Raw genomic sequence first — 18,742 nt, forward strand, 5'->3', positions numbered from 1 at the left:
AATATATCATCTGGATATTGAAGTTAAGCCCTGCTATCATTTCGATGGCAGGGCTTTTTAATGTTTGGTACACTACCTTCTTATCTATATTTTGATGGAGCTGAAGTTGACATCTACAAAGTTTAATGTTAAAATACATTCAAAAATATATTTGAACGAGGTGTTTTATGGTTCAAAATGTTGTTACTTCAATAATCCTGTATTCTGGGACAGCCGTAGACTTACTTATTATCCTAATGTTATTTTTTGCCAAAAGAAAAAGCAGAAAAGACATCATTAACATCTATTTAGGACAATTTCTAGGCTCTGTTAGTCTAATATTGCTAAGTTTGCTTTTTGCATTTGTCTTAAATTATATTCCTAGTAAAGAGATTTTAGGTTTGCTCGGTTTGATTCCAATTTTCCTAGGACTCAAAGTTTTGCTTTTAGGAGATTCTGATGGAGAAGCTATTGCAAAAGATGGTTTGCGCAAAGATGATAAAAACCTGATTTTTCTAGTCGCTATGATTACTTTTGCAAGTTGTGGTGCTGACAATATTGGTGTTTTTGTCCCATATTTTATTACCTTAAATTTAGCGAATTTGATAGTGGCTTTACTTACCTTTCTAGTCCTGATTTATCTCTTGGTTTTTTCTGCCCAAAAATTGGCACAAGTCCCTTCTGTTGGAGAAACTTTGGAAAAATATAGCAGATGGTTTATTGCCGTTGTTTATTTAGGATTGGGGATGTATATCCTGATTGAAAACAACAGCTTTGACATGCTAAGGACTGTGTTCGGCTAGGAGAAAAAATTATGAAAAAAGATAGTATCTGCCAAGTGAATGTTATAAATCAACAAAATGTTACAACCGCAACGAACTACCTTGAAAAGGAAAAAGTCCCAAAATCACTTCGTATTTTATCAAAGTTTACCGATAATAAACAGATAAATATCATCTTTTATCTCCTTGCTGTTGAAGAACTCTGTGTCTGCGATATAGCCTGTTTACTAAATCTCAGTATGGCATCTGCCTCCCACCATCTTCGTAAACTAGCCAATCAAAACATCTTGGATACTAGAAGAGAGGGGAAAATTATATATTATTTTATAAAAGATGAGGAAATCAGAGATTTTTTTAATCAACTAGGATAACAACTATTTTTACTACTCTACCATTCACTCTACCTTTTATTATGTAGCATTCTAAAAACATTGATGTACCAACGTTTCTAACAGCTAAAATAGAAATTATTTAATCTTTTATAGAAGTGAAGTAAGCATTCAATACGAATCAATACATATAAAAATGCTCTAGTCATATTGCCTAGAGTGTTTTTGTGTTGTTTAAAAATTAGGTGGTGGTTTATCTAACTATATGTTTTAAACTCTTAAATGGATTGATGAATTTCATGCAATAAAATCTGCTTTGACAGCGATTGAAACTAAAAGTAATGAGTTTGAAGAATAATTTTTAAAAGAAACTTTTTTATTTTTTAACACCTCTTTTGATCAGTTTTTAGTATTGTGACACATTCGATATCTATCTTTATCAGATAACAAAAATCTAGAGAGAGGGCAATAAAACATTTTATTAAAAGTAATAGGTAACTTTTGACAAAGCCATTTCGGGGGAATATAATAGATAGTTGTATGATAAATACACTCAAAAATCGGATTATGGCCATAGGGGAATATTAAACCAATATGAATGAATATAGTAGGGAAGAATTGCTTTGTATGTTTGGGCATTGTTTTCAAGTTTCAAAAACAGTATTGGATTCGAACAAGGCCATTTCGGCTGAACAAAATCAATCTGTTATTCAGACAATTCAATTATTAGAGACAAGGACTCATCATAGGATTATAGAAAACAGATAATGAGAGAGTTATAATATCGAACTTTGTTTCTCTTTGGAGAACAGGTTATAATGTGGAATTGAATCATTTTGAATTTTATACTAGGAGAATATATGCAAAAGAAAGATATTTTATTAGGTGCTGGTTTAACTTCTGTTCTTGTCGGTGCTGGTGTTGTTAATACAACTGTTCAAGCAGACGAGCTTACACAACCTACCACATCAACAACCGTACAAAAAGCAGCAGTGACAAGTCAAGATTTGACTAAGGCTCAAGAGGTTGCCAAATCTGCACAATTAACAGTTGACCAAAAGACTGCCGATGTGAAAGTCGCTGAAGACCAACTATCAGCTGCTACAAAAGCTGTTACAGATGTCAAAGAAGATATCAAAACCGCACAAAACGCAGCTGCAATTGTTGAAGAACAAAACAAGGTAATTGAGGCTAAAACTGAGCAAAAATCAGAACTCAATACTGAACTCTCAAATGCAAAAACTGCTGAGCAAACTGCAAAAGATGAATCAGTAGCCGCTAAAGGTGCGCATGATGACGCTACAAAAGCTGTCACAGATGCTGAGAAAACTGTCGAAGACAAGAAAGCCGCTTTGAATCAAGCAACTGCAACAACTAGCCAAGACCCTAAAGAAATCCAAACCGAATTGGATGATGTCAATAGTCAAGTGACTGCGAAATCTGCACAAATTGCTGCAACAACTAGCCGTATTGACGCGAAGCAACAAGAAGTGGATAACTACAAACCAGTTATCAAAACGATTGACTTGAACCCATCTGAGCGTAATGCAGTAGCGCATGACAACCTCATGGACTACGAACACAACCGTGACAATGCGCCAAAAGACGCGTCAGGTAACCCAACAATGGAACCTGTTAACTTCCAAGGTGTCAAAATTGTCGAAATCGAAGCGACTCAAGATATGTTGAACTTCCAAAAAGCACTTGAAGACTACCGTAATGAGCCATATGACGTTGTGAATCATACATTTAAGAAACGTCCAGTGTTCCGCTATAAAGTGGACAATCGTGGATTATCTCAAGCGTTTGTGAAAATGCTCAACGAATTGCGTGAAGCAAATGGTGTTGAAGGTAACATGCAAGTGGACGACGCTTACTTGGATTATGCTCAACAACGTGCTAATGAAATGCAACGTAACGACAAGTTGAGCCATAAAACAGTATTAACTGAGCCAGGGAACAAAAACGAAAACGGTCTTGAAAATATTATTTATGGATATGGTGATGACCCAACCACAGAAGATGGATTTATCAACTTTAACAACATCGTAACCAATGAAACATTGGCCTATGATATGTTGCTCAACTGGTATGATGATTATACGAATGTCAGAGGTGCTAGTCACGGACACCGTCGTGGACTTCTAGTGCCAATGGGTGGTAAAATGGGGCTTGCAATCGCTAATATTGTGGGTTCTAACAACACATTCCGTTATGCAGCATTTGAAAACAATGCTCATACAGGTAGCACATATTCAACTGACGAAGATGGTACATCTTATATTGAAGAAGAGAGTGAATCTAGCAAGAAATTCTGGGATAACTACAACAACTTCAAAGACGATGCACTTAACCCAACCTTCTACGGTCGCAAAATGAAATTCCTTGCGGACCATCATTTTGTATTTGTAACTCACAAACAAGAAGGTGATAACAGTGCACTCGTAAGCGCCTTGAATGACTTGAAAGCTCTTAAAGCTCGTCAAGAAGGTGAACGCAATGTCCTTGTGACACGTCAAACAGCCTTGACGGGTCGATTGGCAGCGGCTACACGTAGTCAAGAACAACGTGCTGCGGCTATTACAACTGCAACAAACGAATTGAACAAGGCAACTGCAACTCTTGCGACTGCTAAGTTAGCTGCCCAAGCAACTGCAGCAACTCTTGAAGAAAAGAAAGTTGCAGCTGACCGTGCTACAGATTATGCTGATTATTTGGCTCATCGCGTAGCAGCTATCCAAGGTGAAATCGATAAAGCGATCGAGACTCGTGATAAGGCCGCTCGCTTACAAGATCAATTGGGTAATTTGACTTCTAAATTGGCTAAGGCTGAAGAAGATAAGGCAACTGCTGACAAACGTGTAGCAGACGCAAAAGTAGCACTTGCGCAAGCCCAAAAAGCACTTTCTGATGCCAAATCTAATGTTCAACGTTTGATTGATATTCTTGCAATTGATAAGGCTCTTGCTGTCTATCAAGATACAACAGGTGTAGCTTCTGCAGTTACTCGTGAAACACCAAGTGTTGAAGAACTTCCAGCTTTTGATTTGGATGCCGAATTGAACGGTTACAAAGTGACTCAAAATGAAGATGGCATCGGTGCTACAACCGTTGACGCACCAACTGTAATACCAACAGAACTTCCAGTTTTTGATTTGAATGCTGAATTGAACGGTTACAAAGTGACCCAAAATGAAGATGGTATTGGTGCTACAACCGTTGACACACCAATTGTTGATGAGTTGCCAACCTTTGATTTGAATGGTTACAAGACAAGTCCAAAATATGATGGTGCTGTTGCTACACCGAATGCCATGCCATCTCAAAAATTACCTACATTTAATCAAAATGTCGTCAACACTCGTGAACCAATGCATGTAAATATTTCAACTACAAAATCTGATTTATCGTCAAGGCTAACTAGTGAACAGGTACAGTTAGTGGTAGGAGATGACAAGAAAGAAATTGAAGGTGTAGAAGCTGTATCTGCAAATAAAGATGCGACTAAACAGGAGTTGCCAAATACTGGTAGTTATTCTCGAGTGGAACGTCAGATGGCCCTCGGTGGATATACTATTTTGGGATTGATTTTAGGATTTACAATTCAACGTAAACGTGAACGCTAAAAGGGATAAAATCTGTTATTTATAAGGTTATTTTAAGGTAGTGAGTTAAACTCTCACTACCTTTTCTATCCTCTTCTTTTTTGAGAGCGCTTGAAATATGTTATAATAGTTCTAGATTATTTTTTTGGAGGCAAACCGTGGGAAATTTTATTGAGCTAGTCTTTCATCGTTTCTTTTTGGGGATGATTGCAACGGCTTATTTTTGGTTATTGACACTAGCAGGAGGTGTGGTTTTTGGTATAGCGCCAGCTAGTGCGACTATCATGAGTTTATTTGCAGAACATGGCTATTCTTACCGTGCCTATGGTTTTAAAGAGGCTTGGACTCTTTACAAGAGTAATTTTATTAAAAGCAATCTCAGTTTCTACACCTTTATGGGACTTGACTTGATCTTGATTTATGGTTTGTATCTCATGATCCAACTGCCGCATCAGACCATTATCCATTTGGCAGCAACCTTTCTAAATATCTTTTTGGTAGCCTTGGTATTTTTGGCTTATACAGTTTCTCTAAAATTACAAGTTTATTTTGACTTATCCTATCAAAATACCTTAAAGCTTGCCTTTATCGGAATTTTTATGAGCTTATCAGCAGTGGCTAAAGTTCTTCTTGGTAGCGTCTTGTTAGCCATTATTGGGTTTTATATGCCAGCCCTCATTATTTTTGTAGGGATTGGTATGTGGCATTTCTTTATTAGTGATTTATTGGAGCCGGTTTATGAAAGCATTCATGAAAAATTGGCGTCCAAATAGGATGAAACAGTTTTGGCTTCATTCACTCCTTCGAACCTATACTTGGGTGATGATTGTCATCATTGCTAGTTTTGCCCTGTTGATTTCCTATGTGAACTGGGATAGTCGAGAAAAAGAAGCAAGACAGGTTTCCCAGCGAGTTTTGACTCGGACAGTGAGTGAGGTTGAGTATTATTATCGAGAATCAGCGCGTTCAGCCCAAAGTTTAGTAGATAATCAAGCGCGAATCGAGGGAATCTATAAGTATTTTAGCCTTAGTACACCGGATTATTTTTACTGGCAACTGGAGCGTAAGGCATCACCCTATATTTCTGTATCCATTTATGAAAATATCGATGACCTTTATGTGCGCAATGATTTTGTAACGGGTGTAGCCATTGTCTTGCAAGACTCGACAGAAGTTTATGTTTCGACTAGGGATAATCGTAGTGGCTACAAGGTTTTTGCAGAAGCTTTTAAGCCAGATGCCAATAGTTTTGCCATTTCCGTATCTGATCCCGTATCTGACCAAGCTCTTGGCGTTATTTATGTTTCTGTATCTTCCGATATTTTTTATAAGGCTATTGACAATACCAGAGGAAATATCCCAATTGCTGTGAGCATTACCTCTCCTTTTGAAACGGAAATGTTTCACCTAGGTGAAAAAAATGACCGTGAAGAGTGGCTGTTAGATGAGACAGCTCATGGATATCAGGTTCAGGTTGCAGTGCCAAGGGATTATGCCCTTAGTGGGAGTATCTCTAGTTCGGTTTTTATTCTTGCTTTGAGTCTCCTCTTTATCGTTATTTTATATGTAACCTTGAAAAAAACATTTTCGAAGTATCAAACGCAGGTTGTTGACCTAGTGGAAACAATCCATGATATTGCGCAAGGGGAGCAAGGTAAAAGAATTGATCTCACGAAAAAAGACCAGGAATTGCTTGTAATCGCTGAGACGACAAATGATATGTTGGATCGATTGGAGAGAAATATCCATGATATTTATCAACTTGAACTGAGTCAAAAAGATGCCAATATGCGAGCTTTACAAGCTCAGATAAACCCGCACTTCATGTATAATACTCTGGAGTTTCTACGGATGTACGCGGTCATGGAAAACCAAAATGAACTAGCGAATATTATCTACGAATTCAGTAGTCTCTTGCGCAACAACATTTCTGACGAACGAGAAACAACATTAAAGCAAGAAGTGGAATTTTGTCGGAAGTACAGTTATCTCTGTATGGTGCGTTATCCAAAATCCATTGCTTACGGATTTAAAATCGACCCAGGATTGGAAGAAATGCGCATTCCAAAATTCACCCTCCAACCCTTGGTGGAGAATTATTTTGCCCACGGAGTTGATCATCGACGTACAGATAATGTGATCAGTATCAAGGCTTTGAAAAAAGAAGGATATGTCGAAATCTTGGTAACCGATAATGGACGTGGAATGCCTGCTGATAAGTTGGCAGAAGTCCAAGCTAAATTAGCTCAAAGAACGTTTGAACATACGGTGGATTATAGTGGGAAACGCCAGTCAATTGGGATTGTCAATGTGCATGAGCGTTTTGTACTCTACTTTGGCGACCGCTATGACATCAGTGTAGAATCAGTTGAACAAGAAGGTGTTCGCTATCGAATTACCATTCAAAATGACGAGAAAGGATAAAGATGTATAAAGTACTTTTAGTTGATGATGAGTACATGATTACAGAAGGACTCAAACGTTTGATTCCTTTTGACAAATGGGATATGGAAGTCGTTGCAACAGCCAATCATGCTGACGATGCTCTGGACTACGTTCGAGAACATTCCGTAGATATTGTCATTTCAGATGTCAATATGCCTGACAAGACAGGGCTTGAAATGATTGGGGAGATGAAGGAGTTGTTGCCAAATGCTTACTATATCCTCCTTTCAGGCTACCAAGAATTTGACTATGTCAAGAAAGCCCTGAATCTCAATGTAGTTGATTATCTGGTTAAACCAGTCGATAAGGTTGAGCTTGAACGCTTGCTAGAAAAGATTGCCAGTCAGCTTGGTGAACAATCTCATGAGCCCGAAATATTGAGTCAGCAACTAGATGAAGAAGCATTCAAGACTCATCTCAGCCAAAAAGAAAATTGGTGGATCGGACTTTCCAAGGAAAAACAAGGGAATTTTGTTATTCCTTACTACGTTCTGGGGCAAGATTGGCAAATTGTCCTTGCTGATCAGGAATTTGAGGGCTTGTTGGTCATGCCTTTTGAAGCACCTTATCAAGCCAACTTTGAAAAGTGGAAGCGTGATGTTGAAAAGACACTCTTTTATGGTTCGGTCAATTTAGATCAGTCTGAAAGTCTCTTTTCTTATTACGAACCCATTTATCGAGTGATCATCCAGGGAAATCTCCAGCAGATTATTGATGAATTGACCTTGCTTGAGAAGATTGTCCTTGAAAATACACCAAGGGTATCCATTACCAAGCAGCTCTTTACCCAGTTTGTCATGGATGTCTTCCATCTTTTTGAACATTTGAAAGCAGACGATATGACAGATATTGTCAAGAACATTCATGCCATTACAACTTTTGAGGATTTAGTCGCTTATACTAAGGAAACCTTAACATCCTTCTTCGGCCAATATCGAATGAATGAAAATGTAGTCAGCGTACTTGAAGTTATTGGTAGAGATTACCAAAAAGAGCTTTCTCTCAAGGATATCAGCAAGGATCTCTTTATCAATCCTGTTTATTTGGGGCAGTTGATCAAGAAGGAAACCAATTCCACCTTTGCAGAGCTTCTCAATAAGCAACGCATTAAGGCTGCCCAGCAGCTCTTGCTATCTACAAATGATAGTATTGAGGATATTTGCTATACGGTTGGTTACAGTAATGTTGGTTATTTCTATAAGGTCTTTCGAAAACTATGTGGGAAGTCTCCTAAGGCCTACCGTAAGCAGGTGGAAGCAAACTTGTAGGATTTGTTTTGCTTGTTAAAATATGCTATAATAAACTAAAAAAACATAAGGGGGTTGCTTTGATGAAAAAGAAACCAATCTATCTATGGGTATTACTGATTTTTTCAGCCTTACTCTCAGCAATGTCGCTATTTGGAATCATATCTCCAGTACCTACTGCGGAGAGTATGAGCAATCTAGAAACATCAGCATCAGGTGTTAATGCTACTTATGCTAAGGAGCTTGTTGATTACACCATTAAGGTATCGGAGCATGGTCATTCTATCTTCAGCATTCTCTTGGTTGTCTTATCTGTTATTCTAGTTGTTGTAGCTTTGTTTTTCCTTATTCGTAAAAACCTTCAATTGGCTAACTACACTTATCTTGCTTATGTCTTCGTTGCCATCGTTGGTTCTATCTACAACTTTATCGGCGTTCAGGATGCGGTTTCACTTTTTACAGATCCTAATATCCGAATGGGAGCGGAGCTTGGTGCCAAAGGTTCAGCCATTTTTGGGATCGTACTCAATGTTATCTTCCTAGCAATCGTCTTCTATAAAATGTGGCGTCAGCAAAAAGAATTAACAGAAGCTCAAGAAGAGGAAGCACTAGCCTAAGAGTTGACAAAGGATAACTATCAAGATACAATCTTGGTAGTTGTTTTTTTGAATTCAAAAAAGAAGGAGGAGAGCATGAAAAAAATTTCCTTAGTCTATATCAGTCTGAGTGGAAATACTGAGAGTTTTGTAACACGTCTGAAGGCATACCTTTTAGAACAGTATGGAAACATTGAAGTGGAAAAGATCCATATTAAAGATTTGGTCAAGGAGGGAGAGAATTTCTTTGAGATGACCAATTCATATGTCGCTTTTCTACCGACTTATCTAGAAGGTGGTAATGGAGTTGACAATGGGGATGTGGAAATTTTGACCACTCCAGTAGGGGACTTTATCGCTTACGGTGACAATGCCAGCAAGTGTTTTGGTATCGTAGGATCAGGCAATCGTAACTTCAACAACCAATACTGTTTAACGGCTAAACAATACAGCCAACGCTTCGGATTCCCCGTTCTAGCTGACTTTGAGATGCGTGGAATGCTGGGAGATATTAAGAAGGTTGCAGGGCTTATTGCAGACTTGTATGAGTTGGATACGGATTAATAGAATTATTTGATGTAGCAGTTGGGGGTTCTCAACTGCTTTTTGAATATGCAAAAAAGCACCCAAGGTGGGCGCTACTTTATAAACTAACCTGCTTTTCCGATAGCGAGTGCGTAGATAAAGAAGATAGCAAAACCAAATAGGAAAATCAGTCCTGCAATAGCGAGTAGTTTCAGCCAAGAAGGAAGGTTTTTGTTCTCACGTGTCACTAAGACATAGTTTAAAAGGGCAAAGAATGGTGTTGTGAGGAAAGAACCAATCATGGCAAAGCGAAGCATGGTTGACACTTGACCTGCAAAGAATTTGATAATAACAATACCAATGATAGCTGTGATGGTCATCCAGATTTTCAAAGATTTGCTATCGTCATCTTTTTGATTAGCTAGGAGACGAAGGGAAACCTGGTTAACACGAGAATAACCATCGATAACAGTGATAACTGTTCCAAAGATACAGAGGAAAGCGATAAAGGTAATTAAGTAACGAGACCATTCCCCAAGTACAGAGGCATACATACCTACAAATTGAGAGATGTATTTGGCAGAAGCGGCTTCAACTGCTTGTCCTGTAGGATACTGAATAAGCGCTCCGAGTGCTACAAAGAATACTGCAAGAATGGCTGTTCCAATATAACCTACGTTAAAATCGAAAAGAGCATCTTCTGTATTAAAGTTGACAGTCTTTTTCTTTTCAGCAGACCAAAGTGAGTTAATGGCTGAAATTTCAATAGGTGCAGGCATCCATCCTAGGAGGGAAACGATAAAGGGAAGTGCAGCCATTTGCCAAGGTGTTTTTTCAACAAAATCAGAACTGTACTCTGGATGCTTAATAGTAGCAATAATAACTGCAAGAACAGTTGCAATGGTTAAAGCAGACATGATCCATTTTGCCATACCGTCCAAAAGTTTGTAGCCACCAAAGAGCAACATAGCCCAAATGATTGCCACAAGTATGAGAGACCATTGAGTGATGCTTAGTCCAATCATTGGAAATGCACTAGCGATGATGGCTGAACAAAGAATAGCAACACCAGCAGTATTGACCATAGCAGAGAAGACATTGAGTAGAAAGAAAATCCAGAGGTAAATTTTCCCTTTTTCAGCATAACCTTCGACTAAGGTTTTTCCAGTATCAGCAGTGTATTCAGCACCGAAACGGAAAAATGGATATTTAAAAACATTAGCTAATATGACCAAGAGTAGTAGGGACCAACCATAAGAACCACCAGCTTGAGTAGAAGATACGATATGTGATCCCCCCACAGCCGCAGAAGCCATTAGGATACCAGGTCCCATTGCTTTAAGTTTACTTGTCCACGTTGATTGGTTTAACGAAGAAACTTGTGACATAATAAATCTCCTATTGTTAAATTTTCAGAATAATCTGGATATGTACTCTATTCTATAAAAAAATGATTAGAAAAGCAAGTGAATTTTGAAAATATTTTGAAAATAGTGAAAATAGTTTACAATGAAATAGAGAAAAAGTGATACCGTGCTTGCTTTAGTTCTAGAGTGAGCTATAATAGAGATAAAGATAAATAGAGCGATATTATGTAAAAATACTTAGTAGAAATGGATAAGGAAATGAGTAAACTAGATAGATTTTTAAAGTATATAAGACGCAAACCAAGCTTCAAGGACATTATGCTTAGCAGTGCCTTGCTACTCTTAGCGATCGCTTTGCTGCAGTTCTCCGAGAAATTTCTTGATGAAAGTTTGTCAGCATACGGAACCATGGCATCACTAGGGATTGTTATACTGGTGGGAATTTTAGTTCTCAGGAAAAAATAGAAAAGGACTCGAGAAATACTATCTCGAATCCTTTTTTTATTTTTTGATGTCTTCAACAATTTCTTTTGAAATCATAATTCCCAAACGATATCTCTTATTGATGTAGTCGATGACATCGTTAATATTTTCTGTTGTTTGAATCTTTTCCTTGATAGTTGCTCGAAAAGTTTCATCCTTTAACAGTTGCTCTTGTAGGAGTCTTTGTAGTTTTTCCTTTTCGTATTTGTTGATGAGAAAAAGAGCGACAAGACTGATGACAACTAAAATATAAGCATATTGGCTCATAAAATCTCTCCCTAAGTGATAAAGAAATTAATAGCAAGAGAAAAGCGAAAAAGATTTTTCGCTTTTCAAGTAATGACAATATAGAAATTAGGCAAGTGATCGCTAATCTAAAATAGTAGATGTAATGCACTCCGCCCCTAGTACCAAATAAAAGTCCGTAGAGGTTTAGGATTGGTTGCTTAGATCGCTCTGTAATACAGTAACTTTAAGATTGCGACTTCTTTCGGTAGAAATCGATAATATTTCTATCCAAAGACTAGTGAAGCGCCTAGCCAAGGTTCGAATAGGATTTGGCGTTAGTTACTTAGACTGCTTTACAATAAAGTGATTAAAAGCCTACGACATGAGCCTAACTAAATCGATATTATTTGGTTAGGTGAATTAGTGAAGCGTTTAGGCAAGTCGCCTCATTTACGACGTCGTGGTCCCTAAATCGATTATATTTAGGGGCCATGACTAGTGAAGCAGTTAGCTAGTCCGCATAAAAGCGGCTAGCGTCTAACAATTAGGAACTTTAGTTCCAATTGTTAGTACTGAATCACATCTTCTCTGGCGCCTCTACACCCAACAGACGAAGGGCTTCTTTAAGGACAACTGCAGTTGCATAGCTGAGGGCTAAACGACTGTCGCGTTCTGGACTTTCATCCAAGATGCGAGTGTGAGCATAGTATTTGTTAAAGGCTTGGGCTAAGCTAATTGCAAATTTAGCAATGATAGAAGGTTCAAAGTTATCCGCCGCACGGTTGATAATACGTGGGAAATCTTGGATGAGTTTAATAATTTCCCAGCTTTCAGGATCATTCAAGCTATAGTTGGCACCTGTTTCAGGTTTGAAATCGGCTTTACGCAAGATTGATTGGATACGAGCATAAGCGTATTGAACATAAGGACCAGTCTCACCTTCAAAGGATACCATGGCTTCGAGGTCGAAGTCATATCCATTTGTACGGTCGGTTTTAAGGTCATAGAATTTAATGGCTCCAACTCCAACAGCATGAGCGACTTGGTCTTTGTTTTCAAGTTCAGGATTTTTGGCTTCGATCTGCGCTTTAGCACGGCTGATGGCTTCTGCAACAGTTGGCTCTAACAAGATAACATTCCCTTTACGAGTAGAGAGTTTCTTGCCTTCTTTTGTTACCAATCCAAAAGGAACATGGACAATATCTTGACTCCAATCGTAACCCATCTCTTGCAAGACAGCCTTAAGTTGTTTAAAGTGAGCAGATTGTTCTTGACCAACGACATAGATAGATTTAGCAAATTGGTATTCGTTTTTACGGTAAAGGGCAGCGGCCAAGTCACGTGTGATGTAGAGAGTTGCACCGTCAGATTTCTTGATAAGTGCTGGATGTTCAATTCCATATTTTTCAAGATTAACAACTTGGGCTCCTTCTGACTCAACAAGAAGTCCTTTTTCAGAAAGGATGTCTACAACTGCATCCATCTTGTCATTGTAGAAAGCTTCCCCATTATAGCTGTCAAATTCAACTTGTAATTCATCGTAAAGGCGGTTAAATTCCACCAAACTTTCATCACGGAACCATTGCCAAAGTGCGAGAGCTTCCTCATCTCCATTTTCAAGTTTACGGAACCATTCGCGTGCTTCTTCATCCAAGCTAGGGTCATTTTCAGCTTCAGCATTGATGCGGACATAGAGTTTAAGGAGTTCATCGATTGGATGAGCTTTTACAGCTTCTTCGTCTCCCCATTTTTTGTAGGCAACAATCAGCATTCCAAACTGTTTACCCCAGTCTCCCAAATGGTTGACCTTGACCGTTTGATAACCGATTTTTTGGAAAATATGTGACAAGCTATCTCCGATAACAGTTGAGCGCAGGTGACCAATAGAGAATGGCTTAGCAATATTGGGACTAGACATGTCGATAACAACATTTTCTTGTTTACCAATATTTTGGTCAGCATAGTGTTCTTTTTCAGTGATAACAGCTTGTAATACTTGAGCAGAAATGGCATTTTTATCAAGGAAGAAGTTAACATAAGGTCCAGTAGCGACGACTTTTTCAAAGGCTTGACTATTGATTTTTTCAGCGATATCTGCCGCGATCATTTGTGGAGCTTTTCTCTCAACTTTTGCTAGAGTAAAGGCAGGGAAGGCGATGTCTCCCATATCAGAGTTTTTGGGTTGTTCTAGTAAATTTAAAATAGCCTCTTGGTCCAGGCTATCAATGACGCTAGCCAACTCGCTAGCAATCAATTCTTTTGTATTCATTTAGGGCTCCTTTAGGGCTTTTCTACTATTTTAACACAATTTACTACATTTTTTTGGAAAGAAGAGAATTTTTTTGAAATATCCAGTTTTTTTGATATAATGTTCTTATTAAATAGTTGTAAAATGTTATAAATATTCACTCGAGAGGATGTTATGAGAAAAAGAGAACGCCATCAGTTGATCAAGCAGATGATCACTGAGGAAAAATTAGGGACTCAAAAGGAGATTCAAGATCGTTTGGAAGCACGCAATGTTTTTGTGACGCAAACGACCTTGTCGCGTGACCTTCGCGAACTGGGCTTGACCAAAGTTAAGAAAAATGATAAGGTCTACTACGTACTAGCAAATGAGACAGAGAAGATTGATCTGGTTGAGTTTTTGTCCCATCATTTGGAAGGTGTAGCAAGAGCTGAGTTTACCTTAGTTTTGCACACTAAATTGGGTGAAGCCGCAGTTTTAGCCAATGTTGTCGATGCCAACAAGGATGAATGGATTTTGGGAACAGTTGCGGGTGCCAATACTCTCTTGGTCATCTGCCGAGATCAGCATGTCGCTAAACTCATGGAAGATCGTTTGTTAGATTTGATGAAGGATATATAAGGTCTTGGGAGTCTCTCTCAAGACTATTTTTAGCAAGGAGAGAATGGATGACGACAGAAAAATTATCACCAGGTATGCAACAGTATGTGGATATCAAAAAACAATATCCAGATGCTTTTTTGCTCTTTCGTATGGGTGATTTTTATGAGTTATTTTACGAAGATGCAGTCAATGCTGCCCAGATACTAGAAATTTCACTAACCAGTCGCAATAAAAATGCTGACAATCCTATTCCCATGGCTGGAGTTCCCTATCACTCTGCTCAACAGTATATTGATGTCCTAGTTGAGCGTGGCTACAAGGTTGCCATTGCTGAGCAGATGGAGGATCCTAAGCAGGCAGTAGGGGTTGTTAAGCGTGAGGTTGTGCAGGTGATTACACCTGGGACAGTCGTTGATAGTAGTAAACCAGATAGTCAAAACAACTTTTTGGTGGCTATCGACCGTGACGGTCAGCAATTTGGCTTGGCCTATATGGATCTGGTGACGGGTGATTTTTATGTGACAGGTTTATTGGATTTTACCCTGGTCTGTGGTGAAATTCGAAATCTTAAGGCAAGAGAAGTCGTCATCGGCTATGCCTTAACCGAAGAGGAAGAACAGATTCTCAGCCGTCAAATGAATTTGGTACTTTCCTATGAGCAAGAATCATTTGAAGACATCCATCTACTGGATCCACGATTGTCACCCGTTGAACAAGCTGCCAGCAGTAAGCTTCTCCAGTATGTCCATCGGACTCAGATGAGAGAGCTCAACCACTTGAAGCCAGTTGTTCGCTATGAAATTAAGGATTTCTTGCAGATGGATTATGCAACCAAGGCTAGTTTAGATCTAGTTGAAAATGCTCGTTCTGGCAAGAAACAAGGGAGTCTTTTCTGGTTATTAGATGAAACTAAGACTGCTATGGGGATGAGACTCCTACGTTCTTGGATCCACCGTCCCTTGATTGACAAGGATCGTATCCTTGAACGTCAGGAAGTTGTACAAGTCTTTCTGGATTATTTCTTTGAGCGCAGTGATTTGACAGAAAGTCTCAAGGGAGTCTACGATATCGAGCGTTTGGCTAGTCGAGTATCTTTTGGGAAAAGCAATCCTAAAGATCTCTTGCAATTAGCGACTACTCTAGCTAGTGTTCCTCGGATTCGAGCAATCTTGGAGGGAATGGAGCAACCAGCACTGGCCTATCTGATTGAACAATTAGATGCTATCCCTGAGTTGGAAAGTCTTATTAGCGCAGCCATTGCGCCAGAGGCTACACATGTCATTACCGAGGGTGGTATTATTCGGACTGGCTTTGACGAGACCTTGGATAAATACCGTCGTGTTCTCAGAGAAGGAACCAGCTGGATTGCTGAGATTGAGGCTAAGGAAAGAGAAAACTCTGGCATCAGTACGCTCAAGATTGATTACAATAAAAAGGATGGTTACTATTTCCATGTTACAAACTCGCAACTAGGAAATGTACCAGCCCACTTTTTCCGTAAGGCTACGCTGAAAAACTCGGAGCGTTTTGGGACAGAGGAGTTGGCGCGTATCGAAGGAGAAATGTTAGAAGCGCGTGAGAAATCAGCAAACTTAGAGTACGAAATTTTTATGCGGATCCGTGAGGAGGTTGGGAAATATATCCAACGCCTGCAAGCCCTAGCCCAAGGAATCGCTACTGTCGATGTCTTACAAGGCTTGGCAGTGGTAGCAGAAAATCAACATCTGATTCGTCCAGAGTTTGGTCAGGATTCACGAATTGACATCCAAAAGGGACGTCACGCTGTCGTTGAGAAGGTCATGGGATCCCAAACCTATATTCCCAATAGTATCCAAATGGGTGAAGATACTAGCATCCAGCTGATTACAGGGCCTAATATGAGCGGAAAGTCAACCTATATGCGTCAGCTAGCTATGACAGCAGTCATGGCCCAGATAGGATCTTATGTTCCAGCAGAAAGTGCTCACTTGCCTATCTTTGATGCGATTTTTACCCGTATCGGGGCAGCAGATGACTTGGTGTCAGGTCAGTCCACCTTCATGGTCGAGATGATGGAAGCCAATAATGCCATTGCGCATGCGACTGAAAAATCCTTGATTCTCTTTGATGAGTTGGGACGCGGAACAGCAACTTATGATGGCATGGCCTTGGCTCAGGCAATTATCGAGTACATCCATGAACATATCGGAGCCAAGACTCTCTTTGCGACTCATTACCATGAATTGACTAGTTTGGAGACTAGTCTGGGACATCTGGTTAACGTTCACGTGGCTACGCTTGAGCAAAATGGACAGGTTACCTTCCTTCACAAGATCGAAGCAGGACCAGCTGATAAATCATACGGTATTCACGTAGCTAAGATTGCAGGATTACCGACAGACTTGCTAGCTAGGGCAGATAAGATATTATCCCAGCTAGAAAACCAAGGTCAGGAAAATTCTGCTCCAATGAGACAAACGAATGCAGTCTCTGAACAAATTTCCCTATTCGACTCAACGGAAGAAAATCCTATTCTAGCAGAATTGGCTAAAGTAGATGTGTACAATATGACACCGATGCAGGCCATGAATCTCTTGTTAGAGCTGAAGCAAAAATTATAAGTCAAAACCCACTCAAAAGACTGAGTGGGTTTCTTGTATATTAGTGTTTTTGAGCCAATAGTTGATTGATGTGTGCAACCTTTTTGGATTCTCTTTTATAAAGAATCGTCCAGATGATGAGGTATACGATTGCAAACTCTGGGATGAGCTGAAGGATGAAAGTCCAGTGAAGTGGGAACCAACCTGCCAGAATTGCTAGAGGAACAAAACCTAATAGCATGAGGAAGAAGTGAGTAACAGTAGCACGAAGAAGGCTCCAGTCTTTGGCAAAGAGACGGCTACCAAAACTAAAGAGGACTCCGATAGCTGCCCAGATGATTAGACAGTAAAGTAGGACAAGTGAACCATGCACCTGATGTTGGGTCATGAATTGGCCGATCAATGAGTTGGGACTGAGGGGGGCGTAGTTACTTGGTGAAAAGATAAAAGAAAAGATGATGGATAGGATGAGACCGATGAGCACGCCAGTTGTTGCATCGTGAAATACTTGTTTTTTCATAGTTCTAATTTCTCCTTAATAGCTTTAAGATAACGGCGAGATGAGTAGGTGAAACTTTCGTTTTTTAGATAGATTTCAATCAAGCCGTTAGAGGTTAGTTTTAGATGACTGATAGCATCAATGTTGACAATTTCCGATTGGGAAATTTGGATAAAGGAAGCAGGTAGAAGTTCACTTGCTTGGTAAAGACGAATGTCGAGAGTGTAGGTTCGACTATCCGTTTCAGCTAAGACTTTGCGATTTTCAATATATATACGTTGAATCTTACTAATCTGAATCAAGTAGACCTGGTCATGGAATTTTCCTTTAAGAGTTTCTTTTTGATCCAGTGATTGAACAAAGTCTTGAACTTTTTGAACTCTAGGGGACAAAGATGGTGCTTCGATGATGATTTGTTCTTCAATATATTGTTGATCAATGTCAAGTCTGACTTTCATATTTTCTCCTTTGTAAAGTTGTAGTAGAGATCTCTTACTTACAAATCTATTAAACACCATTTTCTTGACAAAGACAAGGTCGCTTGTCTAAGTGGTTGGTTATAGAAACTATGTGGTAGCTATTAAAAATCTTGCTTCAAAAAAGTCGGAATATCAAAAAATCAGCAGAAAGATATTGACAAAGAGTAGAAAAACGTGGTACAATAATAGACGGTACTTTTTACTTTTGGTCTCTCAAGAGTGTACAGGGACGTGCTGACAAATGTTGCAAAAGTACACACAGATGATAGCTGTCACCAAGTGTATCATCACCAAAAATAAAAAAAACACAGGAGAATGTAGATGCCTACAATTAACCAATTGGTTCGCAAACCGCGTAAATCAAAAGTAGAAAAATCTAAATCACCAGCTTTGAACGTTGGTTACAACAGTCATAAAAAAGTTCAAACAAACGTTTCTTCACCACAAAAACGTGGTGTTGCAACTCGTGTTGGAACAATGACACCTAAAAAACCTAACTCTGCCCTTCGTAAATTTGCTCGTGTACGTTTGAGCAACCTTATCGAAGTTACTGCCTACATCCCAGGTATCGGACACAACTTGCAAGAGCACAGTGTGGTGCTTCTTCGCGGTGGACGTGTAAAAGACCTTCCAGGGGTACGTTACCATATCGTCCGTGGTGCACTTGATACTGCAGGTGTTAACGATCGTAAACAAGGCCGTTCTAAATACGGTACTAAACGTCCGAAAAAAGCATAAGGAAAGGGGA

General features: G+C 39.2%; 17 protein-coding genes. 11 read left to right on the forward strand and 6 right to left on the reverse strand.

Going from position 1 to position 18,742, the window contains the following annotated elements; all coding sequences use genetic code 11:
- On the reverse strand, positions 1-139 hold a 139-nt coding region (locus O3633_RS09795), incomplete at its 3' end, for a FanG protein (protein ID WP_371621176.1).
- A gap of 28 nt (positions 140-167) precedes the next feature.
- On the opposite strand from O3633_RS09795, the gene O3633_RS09800 reads away from it, so the two are divergent.
- The 8 genes from O3633_RS09800 to nrdI all read left to right on the forward strand — a co-directional run bounded on the left by O3633_RS09800 (position 168) and on the right by nrdI (position 9,547).
- The gene (locus O3633_RS09800) at positions 168-782 is read left to right on the forward strand and encodes a CadD family cadmium resistance transporter (RefSeq protein WP_371621153.1); all 615 of its coding nucleotides are present in this window, start codon (positions 168-170) and stop codon (positions 780-782) included.
- Positions 783-793: 11 nt separating this feature from the next.
- Positions 794-1,132 carry a Cd(II)/Zn(II)-sensing metalloregulatory transcriptional regulator CadX gene (cadX, locus tag O3633_RS09805; protein ID WP_371621154.1) on the forward strand — a complete coding sequence of 113 codons (339 nt, stop codon included), beginning with the start codon at positions 794-796 and terminating at the stop codon, positions 1,130-1,132.
- An 818-nt stretch (positions 1,133-1,950) separates the two neighbouring features.
- Complete coding sequence (locus O3633_RS09810) at positions 1,951-4,716, forward strand: CAP domain-containing protein (RefSeq protein ID WP_371621155.1); 2,766 nt, start codon at positions 1,951-1,953, stop codon at positions 4,714-4,716.
- Between the two features lie 137 nt (positions 4,717-4,853).
- Positions 4,854-5,468 carry a YesL family protein gene (locus O3633_RS09815; protein WP_061863454.1) on the forward strand — a complete coding sequence of 205 codons (615 nt, stop codon included), beginning with the start codon at positions 4,854-4,856 and terminating at the stop codon, positions 5,466-5,468.
- Positions 5,446-7,119: a sensor histidine kinase gene (locus tag O3633_RS09820; protein WP_371621156.1), complete on the forward strand. Its 1,674-nt coding sequence runs from the start codon at positions 5,446-5,448 to the stop codon at positions 7,117-7,119. The genes O3633_RS09815 and O3633_RS09820 overlap by 23 nt, the downstream gene beginning before the upstream one ends.
- 2 nt (positions 7,120-7,121) lie before the next feature.
- A complete protein-coding gene (locus O3633_RS09825) occupies positions 7,122-8,408 on the forward strand; it encodes a response regulator transcription factor (RefSeq protein ID WP_371621157.1) in 1,287 nt (428 codons plus the stop codon).
- A 62-nt stretch (positions 8,409-8,470) separates the two neighbouring features.
- Positions 8,471-9,004, forward strand: a complete 534-nt coding sequence (locus O3633_RS09830) for an ABC transporter permease (protein WP_371621158.1) — start codon at positions 8,471-8,473, stop codon at positions 9,002-9,004.
- A 75-nt stretch (positions 9,005-9,079) separates the two neighbouring features.
- Positions 9,080-9,547: a class Ib ribonucleoside-diphosphate reductase assembly flavoprotein NrdI gene (gene nrdI / locus O3633_RS09835; protein ID WP_371621159.1), complete on the forward strand. Its 468-nt coding sequence runs from the start codon at positions 9,080-9,082 to the stop codon at positions 9,545-9,547.
- An 86-nt stretch (positions 9,548-9,633) separates the two neighbouring features.
- Here nrdI and O3633_RS09840 read toward each other — a convergent pair whose 3' ends face one another.
- The 3 genes from O3633_RS09840 to argS all read right to left on the reverse strand — a co-directional run bounded on the left by O3633_RS09840 (position 9,634) and on the right by argS (position 13,855).
- On the reverse strand, positions 9,634-10,896 hold the full coding sequence (locus O3633_RS09840) for an NRAMP family divalent metal transporter (RefSeq protein ID WP_371621160.1): 1,263 nt from the start codon (positions 10,894-10,896) through the stop codon (positions 9,634-9,636).
- Positions 10,897-11,376: 480 nt separating this feature from the next.
- A complete protein-coding gene (locus O3633_RS09845; RefSeq protein WP_371621161.1) occupies positions 11,377-11,625 on the reverse strand; it encodes a MarR family transcriptional regulator in 249 nt (82 codons plus the stop codon).
- Between the two features lie 538 nt (positions 11,626-12,163).
- The gene (gene argS, locus O3633_RS09850; protein ID WP_371621162.1) at positions 12,164-13,855 is read right to left on the reverse strand and encodes an arginine--tRNA ligase; all 1,692 of its coding nucleotides are present in this window, start codon (positions 13,853-13,855) and stop codon (positions 12,164-12,166) included.
- Between the two features lie 153 nt (positions 13,856-14,008).
- On the opposite strand from argS, the gene argR reads away from it, so the two are divergent.
- Entirely contained in the window at positions 14,009-14,455 is a 447-nt protein-coding gene (gene argR / locus O3633_RS09855; RefSeq protein WP_371621163.1) for an arginine repressor, read from the forward strand.
- Positions 14,456-14,502: 47 nt separating this feature from the next.
- Positions 14,503-17,037, forward strand: coding sequence for a DNA mismatch repair protein MutS (gene mutS, locus O3633_RS09860; protein WP_371621164.1), 2,535 nt, complete (start codon positions 14,503-14,505; stop codon positions 17,035-17,037).
- A gap of 40 nt (positions 17,038-17,077) precedes the next feature.
- On the opposite strand, the gene O3633_RS09865 is transcribed toward mutS, so the two are convergent.
- A complete protein-coding gene (locus tag O3633_RS09865) occupies positions 17,078-17,536 on the reverse strand; it encodes a DUF3021 domain-containing protein (protein WP_371621165.1) in 459 nt (152 codons plus the stop codon).
- Positions 17,533-17,973, reverse strand: a complete 441-nt coding sequence (locus tag O3633_RS09870) for a LytTR family DNA-binding domain-containing protein (protein ID WP_371621166.1) — start codon at positions 17,971-17,973, stop codon at positions 17,533-17,535. The genes O3633_RS09865 and O3633_RS09870 overlap by 4 nt, the downstream gene beginning before the upstream one ends.
- A gap of 342 nt (positions 17,974-18,315) precedes the next feature.
- Here O3633_RS09870 and rpsL point away from each other — a divergent pair, with 342 nt between their 5' ends.
- The gene (gene rpsL / locus O3633_RS09875; RefSeq protein ID WP_001142333.1) at positions 18,316-18,732 is read left to right on the forward strand and encodes a 30S ribosomal protein S12; all 417 of its coding nucleotides are present in this window, start codon (positions 18,316-18,318) and stop codon (positions 18,730-18,732) included.
- Positions 18,733-18,742: the final 10 nt, after the last annotated feature.

Origin of the sequence: Streptococcus sp. 27098_8_22 (assembly GCF_041432415.1) — a bacterium.
Taxonomy (GTDB): Bacteria; Bacillota; Bacilli; order Lactobacillales; family Streptococcaceae; genus Streptococcus; species Streptococcus pseudopneumoniae_M.